Source organism: Niallia sp. (assembly GCF_031978665.1).
Taxonomy (GTDB): Bacteria; Bacillota; Bacilli; order Bacillales; family Cytobacillaceae; genus Niallia.
The window spans coordinates 33,979-57,168 of sequence record NZ_DALZDK010000032.1; the positions used below are offsets into that span (position 1 = coordinate 33,979).

At 37.5% G+C, this 23,190-nt stretch carries 38 protein-coding genes; all 38 read left to right on the plus strand.

Annotated features, from left to right (window positions below; genetic code table 11):
- Window positions 1-62: 62 nt before the first annotated feature.
- The 38 genes from rplC to RTL21_RS17110 all read left to right on the plus strand — a co-directional run bounded on the left by rplC (window position 63) and on the right by RTL21_RS17110 (window position 23,180).
- The gene (rplC, locus tag RTL21_RS16925; protein ID WP_312097488.1) at window positions 63-689 is read left to right on the plus strand and encodes a 50S ribosomal protein L3; all 627 of its coding nucleotides are present in this window, start codon (window positions 63-65) and stop codon (window positions 687-689) included.
- Window positions 690-717: 28 nt separating this feature from the next.
- A complete protein-coding gene (gene rplD / locus RTL21_RS16930; RefSeq protein WP_312097490.1) occupies window positions 718-1,341 on the plus strand; it encodes a 50S ribosomal protein L4 in 624 nt (207 codons plus the stop codon).
- Window positions 1,341-1,625 carry a 50S ribosomal protein L23 gene (gene rplW / locus RTL21_RS16935; RefSeq protein ID WP_016204560.1) on the plus strand — a complete coding sequence of 95 codons (285 nt, stop codon included), beginning with the start codon at window positions 1,341-1,343 and terminating at the stop codon, window positions 1,623-1,625. The genes rplD and rplW overlap by 1 nt, the downstream gene beginning before the upstream one ends.
- 30 nt (window positions 1,626-1,655) lie before the next feature.
- Window positions 1,656-2,486: a 50S ribosomal protein L2 gene (rplB, locus tag RTL21_RS16940; protein ID WP_312097492.1), complete on the plus strand. Its 831-nt coding sequence runs from the start codon at window positions 1,656-1,658 to the stop codon at window positions 2,484-2,486.
- 60 nt (window positions 2,487-2,546) lie between these two features.
- On the plus strand, window positions 2,547-2,825 hold the full coding sequence (gene rpsS / locus RTL21_RS16945; protein ID WP_312097494.1) for a 30S ribosomal protein S19: 279 nt from the start codon (window positions 2,547-2,549) through the stop codon (window positions 2,823-2,825).
- A gap of 18 nt (window positions 2,826-2,843) precedes the next feature.
- Complete coding sequence (gene rplV / locus RTL21_RS16950) at window positions 2,844-3,185, plus strand: 50S ribosomal protein L22 (protein ID WP_312097496.1); 342 nt, start codon at window positions 2,844-2,846, stop codon at window positions 3,183-3,185.
- A 3-nt stretch (window positions 3,186-3,188) separates the two neighbouring features.
- The gene (rpsC, locus tag RTL21_RS16955) at window positions 3,189-3,845 is read left to right on the plus strand and encodes a 30S ribosomal protein S3 (protein WP_047943718.1); all 657 of its coding nucleotides are present in this window, start codon (window positions 3,189-3,191) and stop codon (window positions 3,843-3,845) included.
- 1 nt (window position 3,846) lies between these two features.
- The gene (gene rplP, locus RTL21_RS16960; protein ID WP_312097499.1) at window positions 3,847-4,281 is read left to right on the plus strand and encodes a 50S ribosomal protein L16; all 435 of its coding nucleotides are present in this window, start codon (window positions 3,847-3,849) and stop codon (window positions 4,279-4,281) included.
- On the plus strand, window positions 4,271-4,474 hold the full coding sequence (gene rpmC, locus RTL21_RS16965; protein WP_003351417.1) for a 50S ribosomal protein L29: 204 nt from the start codon (window positions 4,271-4,273) through the stop codon (window positions 4,472-4,474). The genes rplP and rpmC overlap by 11 nt, the downstream gene beginning before the upstream one ends.
- 20 nt (window positions 4,475-4,494) lie before the next feature.
- Window positions 4,495-4,758 (plus strand): 30S ribosomal protein S17, encoded by a 264-nt coding sequence (gene rpsQ / locus RTL21_RS16970; protein WP_031537905.1) that lies wholly within the window; start codon window positions 4,495-4,497, stop codon window positions 4,756-4,758.
- Window positions 4,759-4,796: 38 nt separating this feature from the next.
- Window positions 4,797-5,165, plus strand: coding sequence for a 50S ribosomal protein L14 (gene rplN / locus RTL21_RS16975; protein WP_152115694.1), 369 nt, complete (start codon window positions 4,797-4,799; stop codon window positions 5,163-5,165).
- Between the two features lie 35 nt (window positions 5,166-5,200).
- Window positions 5,201-5,512, plus strand: coding sequence for a 50S ribosomal protein L24 (rplX, locus tag RTL21_RS16980; RefSeq protein WP_016204568.1), 312 nt, complete (start codon window positions 5,201-5,203; stop codon window positions 5,510-5,512).
- A gap of 27 nt (window positions 5,513-5,539) precedes the next feature.
- Complete coding sequence (gene rplE, locus RTL21_RS16985) at window positions 5,540-6,079, plus strand: 50S ribosomal protein L5 (RefSeq protein WP_312097503.1); 540 nt, start codon at window positions 5,540-5,542, stop codon at window positions 6,077-6,079.
- A gap of 22 nt (window positions 6,080-6,101) precedes the next feature.
- On the plus strand, window positions 6,102-6,287 hold the full coding sequence (gene rpsN / locus RTL21_RS16990) for a 30S ribosomal protein S14 (protein ID WP_009499044.1): 186 nt from the start codon (window positions 6,102-6,104) through the stop codon (window positions 6,285-6,287).
- A gap of 30 nt (window positions 6,288-6,317) precedes the next feature.
- A complete protein-coding gene (rpsH, locus tag RTL21_RS16995; RefSeq protein WP_312097509.1) occupies window positions 6,318-6,716 on the plus strand; it encodes a 30S ribosomal protein S8 in 399 nt (132 codons plus the stop codon).
- A 31-nt stretch (window positions 6,717-6,747) separates the two neighbouring features.
- Window positions 6,748-7,284 carry a 50S ribosomal protein L6 gene (gene rplF / locus RTL21_RS17000; protein WP_312097511.1) on the plus strand — a complete coding sequence of 179 codons (537 nt, stop codon included), beginning with the start codon at window positions 6,748-6,750 and terminating at the stop codon, window positions 7,282-7,284.
- A gap of 32 nt (window positions 7,285-7,316) precedes the next feature.
- Window positions 7,317-7,679 (plus strand): 50S ribosomal protein L18, encoded by a 363-nt coding sequence (rplR, locus tag RTL21_RS17005; protein WP_312097513.1) that lies wholly within the window; start codon window positions 7,317-7,319, stop codon window positions 7,677-7,679.
- 24 nt (window positions 7,680-7,703) lie between these two features.
- A complete protein-coding gene (rpsE, locus tag RTL21_RS17010) occupies window positions 7,704-8,204 on the plus strand; it encodes a 30S ribosomal protein S5 (protein WP_312097515.1) in 501 nt (166 codons plus the stop codon).
- Between the two features lie 13 nt (window positions 8,205-8,217).
- Window positions 8,218-8,400, plus strand: a complete 183-nt coding sequence (rpmD, locus tag RTL21_RS17015) for a 50S ribosomal protein L30 (protein WP_312097517.1) — start codon at window positions 8,218-8,220, stop codon at window positions 8,398-8,400.
- 32 nt (window positions 8,401-8,432) lie between these two features.
- On the plus strand, window positions 8,433-8,873 hold the full coding sequence (gene rplO / locus RTL21_RS17020) for a 50S ribosomal protein L15 (RefSeq protein WP_016204575.1): 441 nt from the start codon (window positions 8,433-8,435) through the stop codon (window positions 8,871-8,873).
- Window positions 8,873-10,168 carry a preprotein translocase subunit SecY gene (secY, locus tag RTL21_RS17025; protein WP_312097519.1) on the plus strand — a complete coding sequence of 432 codons (1,296 nt, stop codon included), beginning with the start codon at window positions 8,873-8,875 and terminating at the stop codon, window positions 10,166-10,168. Before rplO ends, secY begins: the two co-directional genes overlap by 1 nt.
- Before the next feature lie 61 nt (window positions 10,169-10,229).
- Window positions 10,230-10,880: an adenylate kinase gene (locus RTL21_RS17030; protein WP_312097521.1), complete on the plus strand. Its 651-nt coding sequence runs from the start codon at window positions 10,230-10,232 to the stop codon at window positions 10,878-10,880.
- A gap of 833 nt (window positions 10,881-11,713) precedes the next feature.
- Window positions 11,714-11,932 carry a translation initiation factor IF-1 gene (gene infA, locus RTL21_RS17035; protein WP_016204578.1) on the plus strand — a complete coding sequence of 73 codons (219 nt, stop codon included), beginning with the start codon at window positions 11,714-11,716 and terminating at the stop codon, window positions 11,930-11,932.
- Window positions 11,933-11,969: 37 nt separating this feature from the next.
- Window positions 11,970-12,083 (plus strand): 50S ribosomal protein L36, encoded by a 114-nt coding sequence (rpmJ, locus tag RTL21_RS17040; protein ID WP_000868344.1) that lies wholly within the window; start codon window positions 11,970-11,972, stop codon window positions 12,081-12,083.
- A gap of 22 nt (window positions 12,084-12,105) precedes the next feature.
- A complete protein-coding gene (rpsM, locus tag RTL21_RS17045; RefSeq protein ID WP_312097524.1) occupies window positions 12,106-12,471 on the plus strand; it encodes a 30S ribosomal protein S13 in 366 nt (121 codons plus the stop codon).
- Window positions 12,472-12,493: 22 nt separating this feature from the next.
- A complete protein-coding gene (gene rpsK / locus RTL21_RS17050) occupies window positions 12,494-12,883 on the plus strand; it encodes a 30S ribosomal protein S11 (RefSeq protein ID WP_312097526.1) in 390 nt (129 codons plus the stop codon).
- Window positions 12,884-13,055: 172 nt separating this feature from the next.
- Window positions 13,056-14,000 carry a DNA-directed RNA polymerase subunit alpha gene (locus RTL21_RS17055; protein WP_312097558.1) on the plus strand — a complete coding sequence of 315 codons (945 nt, stop codon included), beginning with the start codon at window positions 13,056-13,058 and terminating at the stop codon, window positions 13,998-14,000.
- 57 nt (window positions 14,001-14,057) lie between these two features.
- Window positions 14,058-14,420: a 50S ribosomal protein L17 gene (gene rplQ / locus RTL21_RS17060; protein WP_016204582.1), complete on the plus strand. Its 363-nt coding sequence runs from the start codon at window positions 14,058-14,060 to the stop codon at window positions 14,418-14,420.
- Window positions 14,421-14,823: 403 nt separating this feature from the next.
- Complete coding sequence (locus RTL21_RS17065; RefSeq protein WP_312097528.1) at window positions 14,824-15,663, plus strand: energy-coupling factor ABC transporter ATP-binding protein; 840 nt, start codon at window positions 14,824-14,826, stop codon at window positions 15,661-15,663.
- Window positions 15,639-16,511, plus strand: a complete 873-nt coding sequence (locus RTL21_RS17070; protein WP_312097530.1) for an energy-coupling factor ABC transporter ATP-binding protein — start codon at window positions 15,639-15,641, stop codon at window positions 16,509-16,511. The genes RTL21_RS17065 and RTL21_RS17070 overlap by 25 nt, the downstream gene beginning before the upstream one ends.
- The gene (locus tag RTL21_RS17075) at window positions 16,511-17,305 is read left to right on the plus strand and encodes an energy-coupling factor transporter transmembrane component T family protein (RefSeq protein ID WP_312097531.1); all 795 of its coding nucleotides are present in this window, start codon (window positions 16,511-16,513) and stop codon (window positions 17,303-17,305) included. Before RTL21_RS17070 ends, RTL21_RS17075 begins: the two co-directional genes overlap by 1 nt.
- Before the next feature lie 11 nt (window positions 17,306-17,316).
- Window positions 17,317-18,054 carry a tRNA pseudouridine(38-40) synthase TruA gene (gene truA / locus RTL21_RS17080; protein ID WP_312097532.1) on the plus strand — a complete coding sequence of 246 codons (738 nt, stop codon included), beginning with the start codon at window positions 17,317-17,319 and terminating at the stop codon, window positions 18,052-18,054.
- Window positions 18,055-18,318: 264 nt separating this feature from the next.
- A complete protein-coding gene (rplM, locus tag RTL21_RS17085) occupies window positions 18,319-18,756 on the plus strand; it encodes a 50S ribosomal protein L13 (RefSeq protein ID WP_016204587.1) in 438 nt (145 codons plus the stop codon).
- 22 nt (window positions 18,757-18,778) lie between these two features.
- Window positions 18,779-19,171, plus strand: a complete 393-nt coding sequence (gene rpsI / locus RTL21_RS17090) for a 30S ribosomal protein S9 (RefSeq protein ID WP_016204588.1) — start codon at window positions 18,779-18,781, stop codon at window positions 19,169-19,171.
- A gap of 407 nt (window positions 19,172-19,578) precedes the next feature.
- The gene (locus RTL21_RS17095) at window positions 19,579-20,442 is read left to right on the plus strand and encodes a hypothetical protein (protein ID WP_312097534.1); all 864 of its coding nucleotides are present in this window, start codon (window positions 19,579-19,581) and stop codon (window positions 20,440-20,442) included.
- A 366-nt stretch (window positions 20,443-20,808) separates the two neighbouring features.
- On the plus strand, window positions 20,809-21,726 hold the full coding sequence (locus RTL21_RS17100) for an ATP-binding cassette domain-containing protein (protein WP_312097536.1): 918 nt from the start codon (window positions 20,809-20,811) through the stop codon (window positions 21,724-21,726).
- Window positions 21,719-22,498, plus strand: a complete 780-nt coding sequence (locus RTL21_RS17105; RefSeq protein WP_312097538.1) for an ABC transporter permease — start codon at window positions 21,719-21,721, stop codon at window positions 22,496-22,498. Before RTL21_RS17100 ends, RTL21_RS17105 begins: the two co-directional genes overlap by 8 nt.
- A gap of 10 nt (window positions 22,499-22,508) precedes the next feature.
- Window positions 22,509-23,180 (plus strand): response regulator transcription factor, encoded by a 672-nt coding sequence (locus RTL21_RS17110; protein WP_312097540.1) that lies wholly within the window; start codon window positions 22,509-22,511, stop codon window positions 23,178-23,180.
- Window positions 23,181-23,190 lie beyond the last annotated feature (10 nt).

A 23,190-nucleotide genomic window follows, 5' to 3' on the forward strand; every position in this document is an offset into this window, starting at 1 on the left:
TAGATATCGAAATTAAATTATAATTGAAATAAACATTTAAACTATCAGGAGGTGTGACTTAAATGACCAAAGGAATCTTAGGAAGAAAAATAGGTATGACTCAAGTATTCGCTGAAAACGGCAATCTTATCCCAGTAACAGTAGTTGAAGCTGCTGAAAACGTTGTTCTTCAAAAGAAAACTGTTGAAGCTGATGGCTATACAGCAGTTCAAATCGGTTTTGAAAACAAACGTGAAAAGTTAGCTAACAAACCTGAACAAGGGCATGTTGCTAAAGCAAGTACTGCTCCTAAGCGCTTCGTTCGTGAATTCAGAGATGTTAGCGTGGATGAGTATGAGGTTGGTCAAGAAGTCAATGTAAGTATTTTCGCTGAAGGCGATGTAGTAGATGTAACAGGTATCTCTAAAGGGAAAGGTTTCCAAGGTTCAATTAAGCGCCATGGACAATCTCGTGGACCAATGGCTCACGGATCTCGTTACCATCGTCGTCCGGGTTCAATGGGACCTGTAGCACCAAACCGCGTATTTAAAGGGAAAGCATTACCTGGTCGTATGGGCGGAGAACAAATTACTGTTCAAAACTTAGAGATCGTTAAAGTAGATGCAGAACGCAATCTTCTATTAATTAAAGGTAATGTACCTGGAGCTAGAAAAGCGTTATTAAAAATTAAAACTGCTGTTAAAGCATAATTATTAATCTGGAAAGGAGGAAATAAGAATGCCTAAAGTTGCATTATTCAACCAAGACGGTACGCAAGCTGGAGATATCGAATTAAACGAATCTGTATTTGGTATCGAGCCTAACAACCATGTTTTATTTGAAGCAGTTGTTATGCAAAGAGCTTCTTTACGTCAAGGAACTCATAAAACTAAAATTCGTTCTGAAGTAGCAGGCGGTGGACGTAAGCCATGGCGCCAAAAAGGAACAGGCCGCGCGCGTCAAGGTTCTATCCGTTCTCCACAATGGCGCGGAGGTGGAACTGTATTTGGACCAGTTCCACGTAGCTACAGCTACAAATTACCTAAAAAAGTTCGTAGACTAGCAATTAAATCTGCATTATCTACTAAAGTATTAGAAGAAAATATTTTAGTATTACAAAGCCTTGCTTTTGATGCACCTAAAACTAAAGATTTCAAAGCGGTACTAGGTAATCTTTCTGTTGAAAAGAAAGCATTAATCGTTACAGCTGACCTTGATGAAAACGTAGCATTATCTGCTCGTAACATCCCGGGGGTAACAGTTGTTACTGCTACTGGAATTACAGTTTTAGATGTTTTAAACCATGATAAATTAATCATGACAAAAGCAGCGGTTGAAAAAGTAGAGGAGGTGCTTGCATAATGGATGCACGCGATACGATTAAGCGCCCCGTTATCACTGAACGTTCTACTGATTTAATGGTTGATAAAAAATACACGTTTGAAGTTGATGTAAGAGCTAATAAAACTCAAGTTAAAGATGCTGTTGAAGAAATCTTTGGCGTAAAAGTTGAAAAAGTTAACATCATGAACTACAAAGGTAAGTTCAAACGTATGGGACGTTTCGGAGGATACACAAACAAACGTCGTAAGGCAATTGTTAAATTAACAGCTGACAGCAAAGAAATCGAATTCTTTGAAGCTTAATAATAATATTTAGAAGAGGAGGGAACACAAATGGCGATTAAAAAATACAAACCTACCTCCAATGGTCGACGTAACATGACGTCATCTGACTTTAGTGAAATCACTACAAGTACTCCAGAGAAGTCATTGCTTGCTCCTTTACACAGAAAAGGCGGCCGTAATAACCAAGGTAAGTTAACTGTTCGTCATCAAGGTGGAGGTCATAAGCGTCAATATCGTATTATCGATTTTAAACGTGACAAAGATGGCATTCCAGGACGCGTTGCTACGATTGAGTATGATCCAAACAGATCTGCTAACATCGCGTTAATCAATTATGTAGACGGTGAAAAACGCTACATTCTTGCACCGAAAAATTTAGAAGTTGGATTAGAAGTTATGTCAGGACCTGAGGCTGATATCAAGCCAGGTAATGCACTACCACTTTCTAATATCCCAGTGGGTACAGTTATCCACAATATCGAATTAAAACCAGGTAAAGGTGGACAATTAGTTCGCTCTGCTGGAACAAGCGCTCAAGTGCTTGGTAAAGAAGGTAAATACGTACTAGTACGTTTAAATTCTGGTGAAGTTCGTTTGATTCTTGCTACTTGCCGTGCTTCAATCGGTCAAGTTGGTAATGAACAACACGAATTAATCAATATTGGTAAAGCAGGTCGTAATCGTTGGTTAGGTAAACGCCCAACTGTACGTGGATCTGTAATGAACCCTAATGACCATCCACACGGTGGTGGTGAAGGACGTGCGCCAATCGGACGTAAATCACCAATGTCTCCTTGGGGTAAACCAACTCTTGGTTACAAAACACGTAGCAAGAAAAATAAATCTGATAAATTTATCGTACGTAGCCGTAAAAAATAACGGGGTTGAACTACGGTTCAATGATAGAACCGTAGAACAATCACGAAGGGAGGTTCCATTATGGGTCGCAGCTTAAAAAAAGGACCTTTTGTTGATGAACATTTACTAACAAAGATCGAAAAATTAAGTGATAGTGATAAGAAGCAAGTTGTTAAAACTTGGTCTCGTCGTTCTACGATCTTCCCACAATTCATCGGTCAAACAATCGCTGTTTATGATGGTCGTAAACATGTTCCAGTTTACGTTACTGAAGACATGGTAGGTCACAAACTTGGAGAATTTGCTCCAACTCGTACTTACAAAGGTCATGCAAGTGACGATAAGAAAACAAGACGTTAATGAGAGGAGGGCATTCCAATGCAAGCAAAAGCTGTTGCAAATACAGTTCGTATTGCTCCTCGTAAAGCTCGTTTAGTCGTAGATTTAATTCGAGGAAAGCAAGTTGGTGAAGCGGTAGCAATTTTGAAGTTAACTCCAAAAGCAGCTTCTCCAATCATAGAGAAAGTTTTAAAATCTGCTGTTGCTAATGCAGAGCATAACTACGAAATGGATATTAATAACCTAGTGGTTGAGCAAGCATACGTTAATGAAGGACCAACTCTAAAGAGATTCCGTCCACGTGCACAAGGTCGTGCAAGTCAAATCAACAAGCGTACTAGCCACATCACTATCGTTTTATCAGAAAAGAAGGAGGGGTAATTAGTGGGTCAAAAAGTAAATCCAGTCGGTTTACGTGTTGGGATCATTCGTGACTGGGAATCTAAATGGTTCGCAGGTAAAGACTATGCTGATCTTTTACACGAAGACCTAAAGGTACGTGAGTATATTACAAAACGCCTAAGCGATGCTTCTGTTTCTAAAGTAGAAATCGAGCGTGCTGCTAACCGCTTAAATGTTACTATCCACACTGCTAAACCAGGTATGGTTATTGGTAAAGGTGGTACAGAAGTTGAAGCTTTACGTAAAGCTCTTAACTCACTTACTGGCAAACGTGTACACATCAATATCTTAGAAATCAAAAGAGCAGACATGGATGCGAAACTTGTTGCTGAGAACATCGCTCGTCAATTAGAAAACCGTGTATCTTTCCGTCGTGCTCAAAAACAAGCAATCCAACGTTCTATGCGCGCTGGTGCTAAAGGTATTAAAACAATGGTATCAGGTCGTTTAGGCGGCGCGGATATCGCACGTTCAGAGTCTTATAGCGAAGGAACTGTTCCATTGCACACTCTACGCGCAGATATCGATTATGCAACTGCAGAAGCTGATACAACTTATGGTAAATTAGGTGTAAAAGTTTGGATCTATCGTGGAGAGATCCTTCCAACGAAGAAGAAAACTGAGGAAGGAGGCAAATAATATGTTACTACCTAAACGTGTAAAATATCGTCGTGTACACCGTGGTAAAATGCGTGGTCAAGCAAAAGGTGGTACGCAAGTAGCATTCGGTGAATATGGTTTACAATCTTTAGAAGCTTCTTGGATTACAAACCGTCAAATCGAATCAGCACGTATTGCAATGACACGTTACATGAAACGTGGCGGTAAAGTTTGGATTAAAATTTTCCCACATAAGCCTTATACTGCTAAGCCTCTAGAAGTCCGAATGGGTTCCGGTAAGGGTGCTCCTGAAGGTTGGGTAGCAGTAGTTAAGCCTGGAAAAATTATGTTCGAAGTAGCAGGTGTATCTGAAGAGATCGCTCGTGAAGCACTTCGTCTTGCAGCGCACAAACTTCCTGTTAAATGTAAGTTTGTAAAACGTGAAGAAATTGGTGGTGAAACTAATGAAAGCTAATGAAATTCGTGACCTTACCACTGCTGAAATTGAACAAAAAGTTAAATCCTTAAAAGAAGAGCTTTTCAACCTTCGCTTTCAATTAGCGACTGGACAACTTGAAAATACAGCTCGCATTCGTGAAGTACGCAAAGCGATCGCTCGAATGAAAACTGTCATTCGTGAGAGAGAAATCGGCGTCAATAATCGATAAGTTGAGAGGAGGTTCGTAGAATGAGCGAACGCAATCAACGCAAAGTCTATACTGGTCGTGTTGTATCTGATAAAATGGATAAAACCATTACAGTTGTTGTTGAAACATACAAAAAGCACCCATTATATGGCAAACGCGTGAAATACTCTAAGAAGTATAAAGCTCATGATGAGCAAAACACAGCAAAAACAGGCGATATCGTACGCATTATGGAAACTCGCCCATTATCAGCTACAAAACGTTTCCGTCTTGTAGAAGTAGTAGAAAAAGCAGTTATTATATAATTGTTCGGAATTAAGCATCCCGAAGGGAGGTTACACACATGATTCAACAAGAATCACGTTTGAAAGTTGCTGACAACTCTGGTGCTCGTGAAGTACTTACTATTAAAGTTCTTGGTGGTTCAGGACGTAAAACTGCAAACATCGGTGATATTATCGTTTGTACAGTGAAACAAGCAACACCAGGTGGCGTTGTTAAAAAAGGTGACGTAGTTAAAGCAGTAGTCGTTAGAACTAAAAGTGGTGTTCGTCGTGCAGACGGTACTTACATTCGTTTCGATGAAAACGCATGTGTAATTATCCGTGATGATAAGAGTCCACGTGGAACACGTATCTTTGGACCAGTTGCACGCGAACTTCGCGACAATAACTTTATGAAGATTGTATCATTAGCTCCAGAAGTACTATAATATAAATTTAATTGCCTTTAAGGAGGTGCGAAAAGATGCATGTAAAAAAAGGTGACAAAGTAATGGTCATCTCTGGTAAGGATAAAGGCAAAACAGGTGTTGTTCTAGCTGCATTCCCTAAGAAAGATCGTGTGATCGTTGAAGGGATTAATATTGTTAAGAAACACTCTAAGCCATCCCAGTTGAATCCACAAGGTGGAATCAATGACCAGGAAGCCGCTATTCATGTATCCAACGTTATGCCTATCGACCCTAAAACTGGTGAACCTACTCGTGTAGGATCAAAAACGGTTGATGGTAAAAAAGTTCGCGTAGCGAAAAAATCCGGTGAAATTCTAGATAAATAGTTCAAATGAAGAAGGGAGGTACAATGAATGAGCCGCCTAAAAGAAAAATTTGTTAAAGAAACTACTCCTGCTCTTATGAGCAAGTTCAATTATAAATCAGTGATGGAAGTTCCAAAGCTGGAAAAAATCGTTGTTAACATGGGTGTCGGTGATGCTGTAGCAAATGCTAAAGCATTGGACGTTGCTGTTGAAGAATTAGCACAAATTACTGGTCAAAAGCCATTAATCACTCGTGCAAAAAAATCAATTGCAGGTTTCCGTCTACGTGAAGGAATGCCAATCGGAGCAAAAGTTACTCTTCGTGGAGAACGCATGTATCAATTCCTTGATAAACTTGTATCTGTTTCTCTTCCACGTGTACGTGACTTCCGTGGTGTATCTAAAAAATCATTTGATGGTCGCGGTAACTACACTTTAGGTGTAAAAGAACAATTGATTTTCCCTGAAATTGATTACGATAAAGTAAACAAAGTAAGAGGAATGGACATTGTTATCGTTACAACTGCAAAAACAGATGAAGAAGCTCGTGAACTGTTAACTCAATTTGGAATGCCGTTCCAAAAGTAATCTCTAATTAGGAGGCGAAGATGTGGCTAAGAAGTCAATGATTGCGAAACAAAAACGCACGCCTAAATATAAAGTACAAGAATACACACGTTGCGAACGTTGTGGTCGTCCACATTCTGTGTACCGTAAATTTAAGCTTTGCCGTATTTGTTTCCGCGAATTAGCGTATAAGGGACAAATTCCTGGTGTGAAAAAAGCTAGCTGGTAAAACCCGATATTGGGAAGGAGGTAAATACAAATGGTTATGACAGATCCAATTGCAGATTTGCTTACAAGAATCCGTAATGCGAATATGGTTCGTCACGAAAAATTAGAAGTTCCTGCTTCTAACATCAAAAAAGAGATCGCTGAAATCTTAAAGCGTGAAGGTTTTGTACGTGATGTAGAATATATCGAAGACAACAAACAAGGTATTATCCGCATTTTCTTAAAATACGGTTCAAGCAACGAGCGTGTAATTACTGGACTTAAAAGAATTAGTAAACCTGGTCTTCGTGTTTATGCGAAAGCAACAGAAGTACCTCGTGTATTAAACGGTCTTGGAATTGCATTAGTTTCTACTTCTCAAGGAGTAATTACTGATAAAGAAGCTCGTGCGAAACAAGTTGGCGGAGAAGTATTAGCATACGTTTGGTAATAATAGGTTTAATGAATGGAGGTGCAACTAAATGTCTCGTGTAGGTAAAAAACCAATCGAAGTACCAGCAGGCGTTACAGTTACTATTGATAAGAGTACTGTAACGGTGAAAGGTCCTAAAGGTGAATTAACTCGTACTTTTAATTCTGATATTGCGATCAGTTTGGAAGAAAACGTGATTAATGTAACTCGTCCTTCAGATGCGAAGGAACATCGTGCATTACATGGAACAACTCGCGCATTGTTAGCAAACATGGTTGAGGGTGTTTCAAAAGGCTTTGAGAGAGGTCTTGAATTAATCGGTGTCGGTTACCGTGCTCAAAAACAAGGAAGCAAGCTTGTATTGAACGTAGGTTACTCTCATCCAGTAGAAATCGAACCAGAAGCTGGTATTGAAATCGAAGTACCATCTGCTACGAAAGTAGTTGTAAAAGGAACTAGTAAAGAGCGTGTTGGAGCACTTGCTGCTAACATCCGTGACGTTCGCCCACCAGAACCTTACAAAGGTAAAGGTATCCGTTATGAAGGCGAATATGTACGTAGAAAAGAAGGTAAAACTGGTAAGTAATGCCGCATAGGTAAACGAAAGGAGTGACCTAAATGATTACGAAGGCTGATAAAAATCAAGTCCGTAGAAAAAGACACGCACGTGTGCGTTCTAAACTTAGCGGAACTGAAGCTCGTCCTCGTTTAAATGTGTTTCGTTCAAACAAACACATTTACGCTCAATTAATTGATGATGTTAACGGTGTAACAATCGCAAGTGCATCTTCATTAGATAAAGAGCTTAACCTTGAATCTACTGGTAACTTAGAAGCTGCAGTTAAGATCGGTGAATTAGTAGCTAAACGTGCTGTAGAAAAAGGAATTAAATCAGTAGTATTTGACCGCGGAGGATATTTATATCATGGTCGCGTAAAAGCTTTAGCTGATGCTGCTCGTGAGAACGGCCTAGAATTTTAATAGACAAAGGAGGGACATAAAAAGATGCGTCGTATTGATCCAAACAAACTTGAACTTGAAGAACGCGTAGTTACAGTTAACCGTGTAGCGAAAGTTGTTAAAGGTGGACGTCGTTTTCGTTTCTCTGCTCTAGTAGTAGTTGGGGACAAAAATGGTAACGTTGGTTTTGGTACTGGTAAAGCACAAGAAGTACCAGATGCTATTCGCAAAGCGGTTGAAGATGCGAAGAAAAATCTTATTGAAGTACCAATGGTTGGTACAACAATTCCACACCAAATTATCGGACACTTTGGAGCTGGTGAAATTCTGTTAAAACCTGCTTCAGAAGGTACTGGTGTTATCGCTGGTGGTCCAGTACGTGCTGTGCTTGAATTAGCTGGTGTAGCAGATATTTTATCTAAGTCATTAGGTACAAATACACCAATTAACATGGTTCGTGCAACTTTAGACGGTTTAAAACAATTAAAACGTGCTGAAGACGTAGCGAAGTTACGTGGAAAATCAGTAGAAGAACTGTTAGGATAAGGAGGGAAATTAGATGGCAAACAAACTGGAAATTACCCTCACTAAAAGCGTAATTGGTCGTAAGCAAGACCAACGCGAAACAGTAAAAGCTTTAGGATTACGTAAATTAAATCAAACAGTTGTGCAACAAGATAATGCTGCTATCCGTGGTATGATCAATAAAGTATCACATCTTGTAACTGTAAAAGAAAACTAAAAATCATTCTTCTTCAATAAGGAGGTGCCAAGATGAAACTTCATGAATTAAAACCTGCAGAAGGTTCTCGTCAAGAACGTAAACGCAAAGGGCGCGGTATCGGTTCAGGTAATGGTAAAACTGCTGGTAAAGGTCATAAAGGTCAAAACGCACGTTCAGGTGGGGGTGTAAGACCAGGATTTGAAGGTGGTCAAACTCCTTTATTCCGCCGTTTACCAAAACGTGGTTTTACTAATATCAACCGTAAAGAATACGCTATTGTTAATTTAGATACTCTAAATCGTTTTGAAGATGGAACTGAAGTAACTCCAGAACTTCTTATCGAAACAGGAGTTGTTAGTAACGAGAAAGCAGGAATTAAAATTCTTGCAAAAGGCAATGTAGAGAAAAAGCTTACTGTTAAAGCTCATAAATTCTCCTCTGCTGCAAAGGAAGCTATTGAAGCTGCCGGCGGTCAAACAGAGGTGATCTGATGTTTCAGACAATCTCCAATTTTATGCGTGTGGGTGAAATAAGACGAAAAATCATATTCACCCTATTAATGTTGATTATATTTCGCTTAGGTACTTTTATTCCTGTACCTTATGTGAATGCAGACTTCTTAAAAGCACAAGATGCTTTTAGTGCCTTCGGAATTTTAAATACTTTCGGTGGTGGGGCACTACAAAACTTTTCTATTCTTGCAATGGGGATCATGCCATATATTACAGCGTCCATTATTGTAAGCTTATTACAAATGGATGTTGTACCTAAATTTACGGAATGGTCAAAGCAGGGTGAGGCTGGACGTAGAAAGCTAACGCAATTTACGCGTTACTTTACGATCGTTCTAGCTCTTGTCCAAGGTTTTGGTATGTCATACGGTTTTAATAATCTTGCAGGTGGTGCACTGATTACGAAACCAGGATTTTCGTCATACTTAGTAATTTCTATTGTATTAACAGCTGGAACAGCCTTTTTAATGTGGTTAGGAGAACTAATTACGTCTAAAGGTGTTGGTAATGGTATTTCCATTATTATTTTCGCTGGTATTGCTGCAGGAATTCCTTCAATGGCTAATCAAATCTTTGCACAGCAGTTTGACAACCCAGGAGATCAATTATTCCTTCGTATTGTTACGTTAGCTTTAATTATTTTAGCTGTCGTTGCGATCGTTGTAGGAGTAATTTTCATCCAGCAAGCGCTTAGAAAGATACCTATTCAATATGCAAAAAGAATGGTTAACGGAAATAGCAGCACAGGTGGTCAATCAACACATTTACCGTTGAAAGTAAACTCTGCTGGTGTTATTCCAGTTATCTTTGCAGTTTCCTTCTTGGTAACGCCAAGAACAATTGCATCTTTCTTACCGCAAAATGACGTTACTTCCTGGATTCAACGAGTATTTGATTATACTCATCCAATAGGAATGATTATATATACAGTCTTAATTATTGCGTTTACTTATTTCTATGCTTTCATTCAGGTGAATCCAGAACAAGTTTCTGAAAACCTGAAGAAACAAGGTGGATATATCCCAGGTATTCGTCCTGGTAAAAGTACGCAAGATTATTTATCACGTGTTCTATCTCGTTTAACTCTAGTTGGAGCTCTATTCCTAGCTGTTATTGCTATACTACCTGTATTTTTCATAAATATTGCAGGGCTTCCGCAATCTGCACAGATTGGTGGAACAAGTATTATAATCGTGGTTGGGGTTGCATTGGAAACGATGAAACAATTAGAATCTCAATTAGTTAAACGACACTATAAAGGTTTTATTAAATAGTATAATTTAGGGGACATTTGTCCCTTGAATTTTATGTAAGAGAACTTGAGGGGGAATACGCATGAATTTAGTCTTAATGGGGCTCCCTGGCGCAGGTAAAGGTACTCAAGCTGAGAAGATTGTCGAGAAATATGACATCCCTCATATCTCAACTGGCGACATGTTCCGTGCGGCTATGAAAGACGAAACAGAACTTGGACTTAAGGCAAAATCTTTTATGGATAAAGGTGAACTAGTACCTGATGAAGTTACAATCGGTATTGTTCGCGAAAGACTTAGCAAGGATGACTGTGAAAAAGGCTTTCTTTTAGATGGTTTTCCTCGTACTGTTCCTCAAGCAGAAGCTTTAGAAAATATTTTGTCTGACTTAAATAAGAAACTAGACTTTTGTATTAATGTTCAAGTGGATCAAGAGATATTAATGGAGCGCTTAACAGGCCGCCGTATTTGTAAAAGCTGTGGTGCAACATATCATCTAGTATTTAATCCGCCATCCAATCCAGATACTTGTGATCGTTGTGGAGGCGAATTATACCAACGTGCTGATGATAATGAGGCTACTGTTAAAAATCGCTTAGAAGTTAATATCAAGCAATCTCAACCATTACTTGATTTCTATGAATCAAAAGGTTATCTTCGTAACGTTAATGGACAACAAGATATTAATAAAGTATTCTTAGATCTTGATGAGTTACTAAGTACTTTAAAATAAAAGTAACTTTTGCTTTGACTAATCTGTTATCTAGCATGGAATAAATCAGAGATAATAAATAGAAGAATTGGGATGAAATGGCTGAGGAGTTTATTCCTAAACATGATGCATTTCCTTTTTTCAAAAGGTATAATAATTTTCATGGTTATATCTGTAACAAAAAAAGCATAACCGTGTTATTTTGACATGTTTATCTTCGTTAAAAGATTAATCAATTTAGATAATTGGTGCAGAGTATTTTGGATTTCATGGTAACTCCGCTTGAATTGCTTTTTTATCTAGTAGTGAAGAAGGTAATGTAACTATTATTCTTTCTATTATGACGATTGGTATTAGACCAGGTGTGCAGTTGTCGAACACTCTACGAAATCCTTATAATACGAAATCTATATGGCTTTTCAAGTGAAAGCGGGTATGTAGTGAAAGATTTAAGGCTAGACTCTTGAAGGATGAATTATTTTTCTAAGAAGAGGTCTTATAATTATATTGCTTACTTCTATACGATAAGACACAGGCTGTTGATAGAATGTTCGTAATCAAAGGAAAGATCATTTCTTTTCTAATAATGAATGATCTAGCAAGGCTAAGTTTAGTTGGTAACATTAAACTTTTTATTATTTCTTTTCTATAATTATATTTTTTTATAATTAATAGCGGACGAAGTACCTTCTCTTATGGTATAATCAATTAGTTGCAGCTTAATGCAATTTTATTATATTATAGGAGCAGTTCAGAGTAGTTTAATGTACACCGATCGTGTGACAAGAAAAGCTACACTTTGCTATATTAGTTAAGATGGATCTCGTATTTTTTATGGAAAGGAGAGATATTCGATGGCTAAAGACGATGTAATCGAAATTGAAGGCACAATCACTGAAACTTTGCCGAACGCCATGTTTAAGGTAGAATTAGAAAATGGTCATACTGTATTGGCTCACGTTTCTGGTAAAATCCGCATGCATTTCATCCGTATTTTACCTGGTGATAAAGTAACGGTTGAGTTATCTCCATATGACTTAACTCGCGGAAGAATTACTTACCGCTTTAAATAATCTGATTGCACTCCGTACTATCAAGGAGGTTAGGATAATGAAAGTTAGACCATCTGTTAAACCAATCTGCGAAAAATGTAAAGTTATCCGCAGACGTGGAAAAGTTATGGTTATCTGTGAAAACCCTAAACACAAACAAAAACAAGGTTAATAACAAGGAGGTGCGCATATAGATGGCACGTATTGCTGGTGTGGATATTCCACGTGAAAAACGTGTAGTAATATCTTTAACATACATTTACGGTATTGGAAACAATACTGCACAAAAAGTATTAGCAGAAGCTGGTGTTTCTGAAGATACACGCGTTCGTGATTTAACAGAAGATGAGTTAAATAAAATCCGTGATATTATTGACGCTTTAAAAGTAGAAGGGGATCTACGTCGTGAGATTTCTCTAAACATTAAACGTCTAATGGAAATTGGTTGTTACCGTGGTCTTCGTCACCGTCGTGGTTTACCAGTTCGCGGACAAAACACGAAAAACAACGCTCGTACACGCAAAGGTCCTCGTAAGACTGTAGCTAACAAGAAAAAATAATCGGTAAAGGAGGTACAATATAATGGCACGTAAAACTAATACACGTAAACGTCGTGTTAAAAAGAATATTGAAGCTGGTGTAGCTCATATTCGTTCTACTTTCAACAATACTATCGTAACTATTACAGACGTTCATGGAAATGCTCTTGCTTGGTCAAGCGCAGGCGCACTTGGATTCAGAGGTTCTCGTAAATCTACTCCATTTGCTGCTCAAATGGCTGCAGAAACAGCTGCTAAAGCATCTATGGAACATGGTATGAAAACTTTAGAAGTAACAGTTAAAGGACCAGGTGCAGGTCGTGAAGCAGCAATTCGCTCTCTTCAAGCTGCAGGTCTTGAAGTTACAGCAATTAGAGATGTAACTCCAGTTCCTCATAACGGTTGCCGACCACCTAAACGTCGCCGAGTTTAATTTTTCTGTATAAATTTTGTATCCTTGTCTATAATGGGATATGACTAAAACTTTTAGAACCCGTACAGATTTATTAACTAACCCAGTTGTTGTGCACAAGCGGGAACGTAAACATGGGGAATTTCGGTAAACCTTACCGAGGTTTCGACGTTTTGAAGGAGGGTATATCTTGATGATCGAAATAGAAAAACCAAAAATCGAAACGGTTGAGATCAACGATGAAGCCAAATACGGTAAATTCATCGTCGAGCCACTTGAGCGTGGATATGGTACTACTTTGGGTAACTCCTTACGTCGTATTCTACTATCCTCACTGCCAGGTGCCGCTGTCACATCCATTCAAATTGATGGGGTACTTCATGAGTTCTCAACAATTGAAGGCGTCGTAGAAGATGTTACAGCTATCATATTGAATATCAAAAAACTAGCATTGAAAATATACTCTGATGATGAAAAAACTTTAGAGATTGACATGCAAGGTGCAGGGGTAGTTACAGCAGCAGATATTACACATGATAGTGATGTAGAGATCTTAAATCCAGATCTTTATATCGCAACTTTAGGTAGCAACGGAAATTTCCGCATGCGTTTAACTGCAAAGCGTGGTCGTGGTTACACACCAGCAGAGCAAAATAAGCGTGAAGATCAGCCTATTGGTGTAATTCCTATTGACTCTATCTTCACACCAGTATCTCGTGTTTCTTATCAAGTGGAGAATACTCGTGTTGGTCAATTGACTAATTATGATAAGTTAACTTTTGACGTGTGGACTGACGGTAGTACAGGTCCTCAAGATGCTGTTGCACTTGGTGCAAAGATTTTAACTGAGCATTTAAATATCTTTGTTGGTTTAACTGATGAAGCACAAAATGCTGAGATTATGGTAGAAAAAGAAGAAGATCAAAAAGAAAAAGTTCTTGAGATGACAATCGAAGAATTAGATCTTTCTGTTCGTTCTTATAACTGCTTAAAACGTGCTGGTATTAATACCGTACAAGAATTAGCGAATAAGACGGAAGAAGATATGATGAAAGTTCGAAACTTAGGTAGAAAATCTCTAGAAGAAGTAAAACATAAATTAGAAGAGCTTGGATTAGGCTTAAGAAAAGATGACTGATTAGTCTTTTGACTGTGTCTATAAAGCTTGTACTTTAACAAAAGGAGGGAATCTCACATGGGTTACAGAAAGTTAGGACGCACAAGCGCACAACGTAAAGCTATGTTACGTGACTTAACTACAGACTTAATCATCAATGAGCGTATTGAAACAACTGAAGCTCGTGCAAAAGAACTTCGTTCTGTTGTAGAAAAAATGATTACACTTGGTAAACGTGGAGATCTACATGCACGTCGTCAAGCAGCTGCTTACGTACGTCACGAGGTTGCTAACGCTGAAACTAACCAAGATGCTGTACAAAAATTGTTCAGTGATGTTGCTGCTCGTTATACTGATCGTCAAGGTGGTTACACTCGTATCATGAAAATGGGACCTCGTCGTGGAGACGGAGCACCAATGGTAATTATCGAGTTAGTGTAATAGGATTTCAAAGAAATTTAGGGTGCGGGACAGTTTATAATGTTATGAAACTTGTTCAAGTGCCCTTTTTCTTTCATTCTCGCTTTTTTGATCAAGCCAATATAGAGTGTTATGATGAGCATTGTTTTCCATTAATGACTCGTCTAGCTCGTGCGCCTCTTCTTTCGATTTAGTCGTCAGAAAGAGGTGCGGGCTTTTTTCATGTTTAATTAGGACTGTAGGGTGCTAAGAAGTGGAATACCATAAGATATATTTTAACAAGCATAGAAATAGGATATCAAAGATTATTTAAATAATCTTATGTTAAACCAATTCAAAGCTCGCCCAATTGGCGAGTTTATTTTTTTATCTAACAATTTATACGATGAAATATAATATCTAGTAAGTAAATGGTGGGATTGTAATGGACCAAAGGATTTTAGTTAAGGTAGAAGATGTATCCTTTAAATATGAGGAGCAATTAGAAAACGCCCTAGATCATGTTTGTTTACATGTAAATGCAGGGGAATGGGTCGCTGTAGTTGGACACAATGGATCAGGTAAATCTACGCTAGCTAAGTTATTAAATGGATTACAATTTTCTAATGAAGGTTCGATTATAATTGATGATATTCCGATTACAGAGGATTCTGTGTGGGATATTAGAAAAAAGGTTGGAATGGTATTCCAGAATCCTGATAACCAGTTTGTTGGTACAACGGTTAAGGATGATGTGGCTTTTGGTTTAGAAAATAACGCCGTTCCAAGGAGTGAGATGGTAACAAGAGTAGAGAGTTCTTTAGAAAAAGTAAAGATGTTAGCTTTTCTTGATCAAGAGCCGCACCATCTATCTGGAGGACAAAAACAGAGAGTCGCTATTGCAGGAATTATTGCCTTAAAGCCTGAAATTATCATATTAGATGAGGCTACCTCTATGCTTGATCCTCAAGGAAGAGAAGAAGTGTTTGAAATCATGAGAGATTTGCAAAAAGAAAATATGACCATTATCTCGATTACCCATGATTTAGATGAGGCTGCTAAGGCTGACCGAATCATCGTGATGAATAAGGGAAAAGTGTATAAAGAGGGAAGCCCTAAAGAAATTTTTAAGCTTCAGAAGGAACTTGTAGAAATTGGCTTAGATATCCCTTTTACCATTAAACTAAGAGAAAGTCTACTGAATAAAGGTATTCCATTAGAAGAAGTATATTTAACAGAAGAAGAGTTGGTGACAGGCATATGGACATCTCACTTCAAAAAGTAGAGTATCGTTACCAGGAGAATTCACCGTTTGAACGGTTAGCGATTGAGGATGTAAGTTTTGATATTCCATCAGGAAGCTATGTTGCCGTTATAGGGCATACTGGCTCTGGTAAATCAACCATTTTACAGCATCTTAATGCCCTTTTAACTCCCTCAAAAGGGAAGGTCATAATAGGTGATCGTACAATTGAGGGTGGGCAAAAGCACAAAAACCTGCGTAGTATTCGCCAGAAGGTAGGGATTGTTTTTCAGTTTCCAGAACAGCAGTTGTTTGAAGAAACAGTAGAAAAGGATATTTGCTTTGGTCCCCTTAATTTTGGTATCTCCGAGCCAGAGGCAAAGATTCGAGCAGAAAAGGCATTGCGTGAAGTAGGATTATCAGAAGAGTTTCTTATGAAGTCTCCTTTTGATTTATCTGGTGGTCAGATGCGGAGAGTCGCTATTGCGGGTGTATTGGCAATGGAACCGGATGTGCTTGTTTTGGACGAGCCGACAGCTGGTTTAGATCCTAGAGGCAGACGAGAAATAATGGATATGTTTTATAAGCTTCATAAAGAGCGAAATTTAACAACTATTTTAGTTACACATAGTATGGAAGACGCAGCTCATTATGCGGATCAAATAGTCATTATGAATAAAGGAAAAGTACATCGTCAGGGAACACCGATAGAGATATTCAAGAATGCGGAAGATTTGGAATATATCGGGTTAAATGTACCTGAGGTAGTACGATTTCAAAAAAAAGTAGAAGCAAAATTTGGGATGAAGATGGATCAAGTGCATTTAAAGCTAGAAGACTTTACAGAAGAATTGGCAGTGTATTTAAAGAAGAAAGTAGGGAGTAGTTAATGGGGAAAATGATTATTGGGCGTTTTATTCCCGTTGATTCGATATTGCACAGAATGGATCCCCGTTCTAAATTACTGCTTGTTTTTCTATTTATCTGTGTTGTATTTTTAGCTAATAATATTTGGAGCTATACTTTGCTAATTGTATATGTAGGTACGTTAGTAGCTATTTCCAATGTACCCATAAAGTATATTTATTTAGGATTAAGGCCCATTTTTTGGCTAATTATCTTTACGTTTATTTTGCATTTGTTTTTTACGAAAAATGGAGATTTATTGTTTGAATGGGGATGGATTACTATCTATGAAGAAGGTGTCAGAATGGGGATTCTCATTTCGATTCGGTTCTTCCTGCTTATTATTATGACGTCCTTGCTCACCTTAACAACGACACCAATTGAATTAACAGACGCAATTGAAACACTATTAGGACCGTTAAAGAAAGTGAAATTTCCTGTACATGAGTTGGCGCTTATGATGTCTATTTCTTTGCGTTTTATTCCAACTTTAATGGATGAAACAGAGAAGATTATGAAGGCTCAGATGGCAAGAGGTGTAGAATTTTCTAGTGGCTCGCTTAAAAGCCGTGTACAAGCAATTATTCCTTTGTTGATTCCTTTATTTGTTAACTCCTTTAAACGGGCGGAGGAGCTTGCTGTCGCCATGGAAGCACGTGGTTACCAAGGCGGAGAGGGAAGAACAAAATATCGTCAATTAGTATGGAGTCCAATCGATACAATTATGGTTATTATTTTGATATTAGTAACAGCCCTGCTGTTTGTATTAAGAACATAGTGGAGAAAAAGATGCAAAGATATAAATGTACAATTAGCTATGACGGTTCAAATTATAGTGGTTTTCAGATTCAACCAAAGGATCGAACGGTGCAAGGTGAAATCGAAAGAGCTTTAAGAAAGCTTCATAAAGGGATAGAGGTAAAGATTCAGGCATCAGGCAGAACCGATGCAGGTGTTCATGCAAAGGGACAAGTCATTCATTTTGATAGCTCGCTTGATATTCCTGCAGAAAAATGGCCGATTGCACTAAATGCCATATTGCCCCATGACATAGTAGTTGCAGATGCTGAGATAGTATCTGAATCCTTTCATGCAAGATATAATGTAACAGCAAAGGAATACCGCTATTTTATTCAATTAGGGGAGCGGAGAGATCCGTTTAAACGCAATTATGCGTATTACTATCCGTATGCTCTAAATGTGGAGGCTATGAGAGAGGCACTGAACTATTTTATTGGAGAATATGATTTTACTAGTTTTTGCTCTGCTAAAACAGATAAAGAAAGAAAAGTAAGAACGATAACTAGGGTGAATTTAACAAAGAAAGAAGATATGTTAATATTTTCTTTCCAAGGGAATGGATTCCTTTATAATATGGTAAGAATAATGGTAGGAACATTATTAGATGTTGGAAGAGGAAAGAAATCTCCCGAGGATATACCTGTGATTATTGAGAAAAAAGATAGAAAGGCAGCAGGGAAAACAGGTTCTGCGAATGGATTGTATCTTTGGAAAGTATGGTATTAAATCGAGATCGGTTGATTATCTTTTTATAAGTGAAAATCACCATTCTTTGAGAAAAATATAAAGAAAAAGAGATTTTTTTCTCATAACAACTAAACCTGGTGTAACATTCCCTTGACATATACTAGTCTAGGATATATCATAATATGGTATGTATTTTAATCCCACATTAAGCCCCGGAACTTAATTGTGTGAACATATAGACGTAAGAACAAAACATTCGTAATTTAAAACAAATTATAATTAAACATTTCAGGAGGGAAACTCATGCGTACAACGTTTATGGCTAATTCAAACACTGTTGATCGTAAATGGTACGTGATTGATGCTGAAGGCAAAACTTTAGGTCGTCTTGCTAGTGAAGTAGCATCAATTCTACGTGGTAAACATAAACCAACTTTCACACCTCATGTGGATACTGGTGATCATGTAATTCTTTTAAATGCTTCAAAAATTGAATTGACTGGTAAAAAATTAACTGACAAAATTTACTACCGTCACTCTATGCACCCAGGTGGATTAAAGCAAAGAACTGCTTTAGAAATGCGTACTAACTATCCAGAGCAAATGTTAGAACTTGCAATCAAAGGTATGCTTCCAAAGAATTCTCTTGGTCGTCAAATGTATAGAAAATTACACGTATATGCTGGTAGCGAACATCCGCACCAAGCTCAACAACCAGAAGTTTACGAACTTCGTGGATAATTAATAAAGGGAGGTAAAACAAATGGCACAGGTTCAATATATCGGTACTGGTCGTCGTAAAAGCTCTGTTGCTCGTGTACGTTTAGTTCCAGGTGACGGACAAATCATCATCAATGGTCGTGAAATCGAAAGTTATATCCCGTTTGCAGCTTTACGCGAAGTTGTTAAACAACCATTAGTAGCTACTGAAACTACTGGAAGCTACAATATTTTAGTAAATGTTAACGGTGGAGGTTATACTGGTCAAGCTGGCGCTATCCGTCATGGTATCGCTCGTGCTTTACTTCAAGTAGATCCTGAATACCGTCCAACATTAAAACGTGCAGGATTATTAACTCGTGACGCTCGTATGAAAGAACGTAAAAAATACGGTCTTAAAGGCGCTCGTCGTGCACCTCAGTTCTCAAAACGTTAATTTTGACGTTTCAAAGACTCTTTCCACTTTTGTGGAGAGGGTCTTTTTTTATCTAACCGCCTATTTATAATTCGATATACCTTTGGTACTTGAGCGGTTTGTTTCTTTAAAATTTCTGTAACGTGTCCCTTTTGGTTTTGATGTTTGAAAGGTAAATTCACCTTTATTTAAAAAATGAATCACTCCAGCTCTAAAATCTATATCATCCCATGTAAGAGTTAATATTTCTCCTTTACGTGTCCATATATATCTTTCTTATTTAAAGAACCATTTTATGGATGTGAAAAATGAAACCATTTATCTTGTATTGCGTATAAAAGGAAAAGGTATCCAGATTGGTGATACTTGTCCGGGTGGTATTTTCCTGTAAAGACAGAAATAACTTAGAGTTAAATTGGAGTGATAGAATGAGAAAACTCGTTGGGATAGTTATCATAGCGTTTAGTGTATTATTGGGTCTTGCCTGTGCGATAGTCCTTCAACAGGAGATTATCGTTGCTAATATCGTATTATGGTTTATAAGTCTTCCTCTTTATATCTTTGGTCAAATAACCAGAACATCAAAATCTGAATTTAAATATCAAGGCAAGCGATGGATAGCCATCTATCTCTTCTTCTTTTTTATTCTCCCTCTATTAATATATTTATATGAATTCTATAGTGATTTAAAAGAAACGACATTTATAGATGAGAAATTTATCATGTATGAACCTTCATCTGGGATGCTGGGGGAATTATCCCTTGGGGGCTTTATGATTTTAATTTTTCTGTTTGGTGCTCGATTTCTCAATCCAGGCTTAAAACGAAAAGGACTATTAAATTCAATTATTATCGGAACCGTTATTTTCTTAATTGGTTTCAATTATCTCATGTTCTCTGATTATAGGGGCGTACATGAAGAAAAGGGGTTGATATCAAGCAACTGGAAGGGGGAAAGGCAGATGATTTCTTATGATGAATTAGAAAGTGTCTATTTGAAGCCTTATGTTCATTATGCGAGTTTGTCCAATACTTCCGACGAGACAAGGTTTGTGTGGGAAGTGACCTTTCAACCGAGCCATCAAAAAGAAGTCGTTTACCGTTTTTCAATGTTGACGGAGTCTGGTTTAGAGCAGACGATTGCGATTAAGAAATTAGCACTTGAAAACAATATACCTGTTATTATTGGAGAAATGAATCAAGAAACATTGAAATGGTTTAATCTAGATTTGGAATTTGAAAAACTAGAAAAAGAACGTTATTATGAGCTTTTTCAAGTAAATTATAAATAGAGGGATACTTTTATTTTAAGGGATACCCCATTCTGAAGCAGGTAAATTCAATGCAATAAAGGGTGTATTTCTTTAAATAGGAACACGTCTTGTTACTCTTAGAGTCATATACTTGCTCAGAATATCTAATAAATCGTACATATTGTGAATATCGTATTCAATAGAGAAGAGAAGTGGCGTAGAATTATTGCTCCACTTTTTTTATGCAAATAGAACAGAATAGAAAAAGGGTTGAAAATACATGTCAAAATTATTGTGATTAGTGCTGGTTTCCAATTCTTTATACTTTCTTTATACTTTTCTAGTCCATTTATTTATATCTGTCACTTATTCTAAAAACAATGAACTGAAAGGGATGATTTATGGATGTCAGAAATAATCCTTAAAGCAACGACTGTTTCAAAAATATATGGAAAACACAAAGCGCTGGATAAGGTAACTATCGAGATTCAACGCGGGATGATTTATGGTTTAATCGGGGAAAATGGTGCAGGAAAATCGACATTTATGCGTACCATTATGGGATTGATTAAAACAGACGAAGGGCACATTGAGCTGTTTGGGGAAAGCAGCACGAAGGGATTACAACGAGCAAGAAGAAAAATGGGGCAATCCATTGAAACACCTGCACTTTATTCAGAACTGACAGCGCGAGAAAATCTCAGAGTACAAGCTGCCAATGGTGGAGTAAGTGAACGAGAGATTAATGAGTTACTTCGATTAATGGGTCTTGAGAATACAGGTAAAAAGAAAGTGAAGAATTTTTCGTTAGGAATGCGCCAACGTTTAGCAATTGCTTGTACCCTTATCACAAACCCTGAGTTCTTAATTTTAGATGAGCCGACAAATGGCCTTGATCCATCAGGAATAGTGGAGATGCGCGAAATCATTCAACGATTAGTAACAGAACGTGGTATTACGGTCTTGCTCTCTTCTCATTTACTAGATGAGCTTTCACAAGTCGCTACTCATTACGGTATTTTGCATAAGGGGAAACTAATAAGTGAACTATCGCGAGAGGAATTAGCAGCTGAGGCTCGCCAATACATTGAATTAGAATCAACAGATGTTCATAAAGCAGTTGTCGTACTAGATGAAATGGGGATAAAGGAATATGAAGTTGTAAATGGAACAGAGATTAACATTTATGAACGCATAGAGGAAGTGGCTTCTATTAACCGTTCCCTAGTATTAGCTAATGTGAACGTTTCGAGAATAGGTACTACTAGACAAAAGCTCGAAGATTATTTTTTACAATTAACAGGAGGAAACACTCATGCTTAATCTATTAACTGCTGAAAAAATCAAGTTAGCTCGAAGTAAAAAATTATGGATTGTTCTAGGTATTTTATCTTTACTTCCTATTTTTCAAGTAGTTAATACTAAAATATCTGTTCATTATGGAACAAAGCTTAATCAAACCATTGATACAGTGATCAACGGAGCGACAGGAATTTTGATGATGGAGAAAAACGGATTAACCGTTTTACTCGTTATGAGTGCATTTATTAGTTTTATTATTGGAGAAGAATTTCAAAAAGGGACCATTCGAAATGTATTGTCATTAGGGCGAAGCCGAACTCATTTTTATCTGACAAAATTGGTGGTTGCTGCATGGATTACCCTCGTTGGAGTAATATTAATGACTGCAATTGGTATAATAGGATACTCGGCTGTGTTTGGCATTGGAGAGGTTGTAGAGATTAACAATTACCTTTGGTTCGCTATAAAAGCTTTTATTACGCTTTATTTTTTAATTTTGGCAAATGTATCTATCTATGTCATGATTAGCTTTTTAACAAAAAACAGCGCTGTCTCCCTTATTTGGAGTTTTCTGTATACGATAGCAACAGGCTTTGGGGCTGGGATTTTTCAACAGACTGAGCATTTTAAGCAAGTAACATACTGGTTTACGGAATCATTCTTATTCTATTCTGATTTCGCAAAACCAGTCGATATTGCAAAATACCCGGAGATGATATTGGTTAGTTTGATCACAATTGTGATATCATCCATTATAGGAATCCTTCTGTTTAAACGAACAGACATAAAGTAGGTCGGTAAATTTGGCAACGATATTAATCATGGAAGACGATGTGGCCATTCATTCCCTAATATATGAAGCATTGAGCTTGAATGGCTTTATGACACTTAGCGCTTATTCGGGGACTGAAGGGAAGTTATTATTTGAACAAGGTCAAGTAGATTTAATCCTCTTAGATTTGATGCTTCCAGGGATGAATGGAGAAGAATTTCTCCAACAAATTCGGCATAGCACAACGATACCGGTCATTGTAGTTTCAGCTAAAAATGATCAAGATTCAAAATTGGAGCTATTGACGAGTGGAGCAGATGATTATATCACCAAACCTTTTGATGTAAAGGAACTACTTGCCAGAATTAACATACAATTACGACATGCAACTAAGGCATCAGAAAGTAATAAGAAAGAAATTCATTACAACAATATCACAGTTAATTTAGACACACGTGAAATAAAAATAAATGATCAAACTATTCATCTTACTGGGCGCGAATACGCAATCCTTTTACTATTTTTAGAAAATCCTCAAAAAGTATTTAGTCGTGCCAATATTTATGAAAGTGTTTGGCATGAACCGTATTTTGATAGTGATAAAACGATTAATATGCATATTAGTAATTTGCGAAATAAGCTTAACTCAAGAGAAACAAATTATATTAAAACGATATGGGGCATTGGCTTCAAATTTGATTAACAAAGGGGGT

Excerpts from the sequence above, each read along its gene's own strand:
- RTL21_RS17030 (WP_312097521.1), top strand. The coding sequence starts at position 10,230 with ATGAATTTAGTCTTAATGGGGCTCCCTGGCGCAGGTAAAGGTACTCAA.
- rpsE (WP_312097515.1), top strand. The coding sequence starts at position 7,704 with ATGCGTCGTATTGATCCAAACAAACTTGAACTTGAAGAACGCGTAGTT.
- rplR (WP_312097513.1), top strand. The coding sequence starts at position 7,317 with ATGATTACGAAGGCTGATAAAAATCAAGTCCGTAGAAAAAGACACGCA.
- rplW (WP_016204560.1), top strand. The coding sequence starts at position 1,341 with ATGGATGCACGCGATACGATTAAGCGCCCCGTTATCACTGAACGTTCT.
- rpmD (WP_312097517.1), top strand. The coding sequence starts at position 8,218 with ATGGCAAACAAACTGGAAATTACCCTCACTAAAAGCGTAATTGGTCGT.
- rplD (WP_312097490.1), top strand. The coding sequence starts at position 718 with ATGCCTAAAGTTGCATTATTCAACCAAGACGGTACGCAAGCTGGAGAT.
- RTL21_RS17100 (WP_312097536.1), top strand. The coding sequence starts at position 20,809 with ATGTCAGAAATAATCCTTAAAGCAACGACTGTTTCAAAAATATATGGA.
- rplE (WP_312097503.1), top strand. The coding sequence starts at position 5,540 with ATGAGCCGCCTAAAAGAAAAATTTGTTAAAGAAACTACTCCTGCTCTT.
- rplX (WP_016204568.1), top strand. The coding sequence starts at position 5,201 with ATGCATGTAAAAAAAGGTGACAAAGTAATGGTCATCTCTGGTAAGGAT.
- rpsI (WP_016204588.1), top strand. The coding sequence starts at position 18,779 with ATGGCACAGGTTCAATATATCGGTACTGGTCGTCGTAAAAGCTCTGTT.
- truA (WP_312097532.1), top strand. The coding sequence starts at position 17,317 with ATGCAAAGATATAAATGTACAATTAGCTATGACGGTTCAAATTATAGT.
- rplB (WP_312097492.1), top strand. The coding sequence starts at position 1,656 with ATGGCGATTAAAAAATACAAACCTACCTCCAATGGTCGACGTAACATG.
- secY (WP_312097519.1), top strand. The coding sequence starts at position 8,873 with ATGTTTCAGACAATCTCCAATTTTATGCGTGTGGGTGAAATAAGACGA.
- RTL21_RS17055 (WP_312097558.1), top strand. The coding sequence starts at position 13,056 with ATGATCGAAATAGAAAAACCAAAAATCGAAACGGTTGAGATCAACGAT.
- rpsM (WP_312097524.1), top strand. The coding sequence starts at position 12,106 with ATGGCACGTATTGCTGGTGTGGATATTCCACGTGAAAAACGTGTAGTA.
- rplC (WP_312097488.1), top strand. The coding sequence starts at position 63 with ATGACCAAAGGAATCTTAGGAAGAAAAATAGGTATGACTCAAGTATTC.
- rplO (WP_016204575.1), top strand. The coding sequence starts at position 8,433 with ATGAAACTTCATGAATTAAAACCTGCAGAAGGTTCTCGTCAAGAACGT.
- infA (WP_016204578.1), top strand. The coding sequence starts at position 11,714 with ATGGCTAAAGACGATGTAATCGAAATTGAAGGCACAATCACTGAAACT.
- rplP (WP_312097499.1), top strand. The coding sequence starts at position 3,847 with ATGTTACTACCTAAACGTGTAAAATATCGTCGTGTACACCGTGGTAAA.
- rpmJ (WP_000868344.1), top strand. The coding sequence starts at position 11,970 with ATGAAAGTTAGACCATCTGTTAAACCAATCTGCGAAAAATGTAAAGTT.
- rplN (WP_152115694.1), top strand. The coding sequence starts at position 4,797 with ATGATTCAACAAGAATCACGTTTGAAAGTTGCTGACAACTCTGGTGCT.
- rpsH (WP_312097509.1), top strand. The coding sequence starts at position 6,318 with ATGGTTATGACAGATCCAATTGCAGATTTGCTTACAAGAATCCGTAAT.
- RTL21_RS17095 (WP_312097534.1), top strand. The coding sequence starts at position 19,579 with ATGAGAAAACTCGTTGGGATAGTTATCATAGCGTTTAGTGTATTATTG.
- rplQ (WP_016204582.1), top strand. The coding sequence starts at position 14,058 with ATGGGTTACAGAAAGTTAGGACGCACAAGCGCACAACGTAAAGCTATG.
- RTL21_RS17105 (WP_312097538.1), top strand. The coding sequence starts at position 21,719 with ATGCTTAATCTATTAACTGCTGAAAAAATCAAGTTAGCTCGAAGTAAA.
- RTL21_RS17075 (WP_312097531.1), top strand. The coding sequence starts at position 16,511 with ATGGGGAAAATGATTATTGGGCGTTTTATTCCCGTTGATTCGATATTG.
- rpsS (WP_312097494.1), top strand. The coding sequence starts at position 2,547 with ATGGGTCGCAGCTTAAAAAAAGGACCTTTTGTTGATGAACATTTACTA.
- rplV (WP_312097496.1), top strand. The coding sequence starts at position 2,844 with ATGCAAGCAAAAGCTGTTGCAAATACAGTTCGTATTGCTCCTCGTAAA.
- RTL21_RS17065 (WP_312097528.1), top strand. The coding sequence starts at position 14,824 with ATGGACCAAAGGATTTTAGTTAAGGTAGAAGATGTATCCTTTAAATAT.
- rpsK (WP_312097526.1), top strand. The coding sequence starts at position 12,494 with ATGGCACGTAAAACTAATACACGTAAACGTCGTGTTAAAAAGAATATT.
- rpmC (WP_003351417.1), top strand. The coding sequence starts at position 4,271 with ATGAAAGCTAATGAAATTCGTGACCTTACCACTGCTGAAATTGAACAA.
- rplF (WP_312097511.1), top strand. The coding sequence starts at position 6,748 with ATGTCTCGTGTAGGTAAAAAACCAATCGAAGTACCAGCAGGCGTTACA.
- rplM (WP_016204587.1), top strand. The coding sequence starts at position 18,319 with ATGCGTACAACGTTTATGGCTAATTCAAACACTGTTGATCGTAAATGG.
- RTL21_RS17070 (WP_312097530.1), top strand. The coding sequence starts at position 15,639 with ATGGACATCTCACTTCAAAAAGTAGAGTATCGTTACCAGGAGAATTCA.
- rpsQ (WP_031537905.1), top strand. The coding sequence starts at position 4,495 with ATGAGCGAACGCAATCAACGCAAAGTCTATACTGGTCGTGTTGTATCT.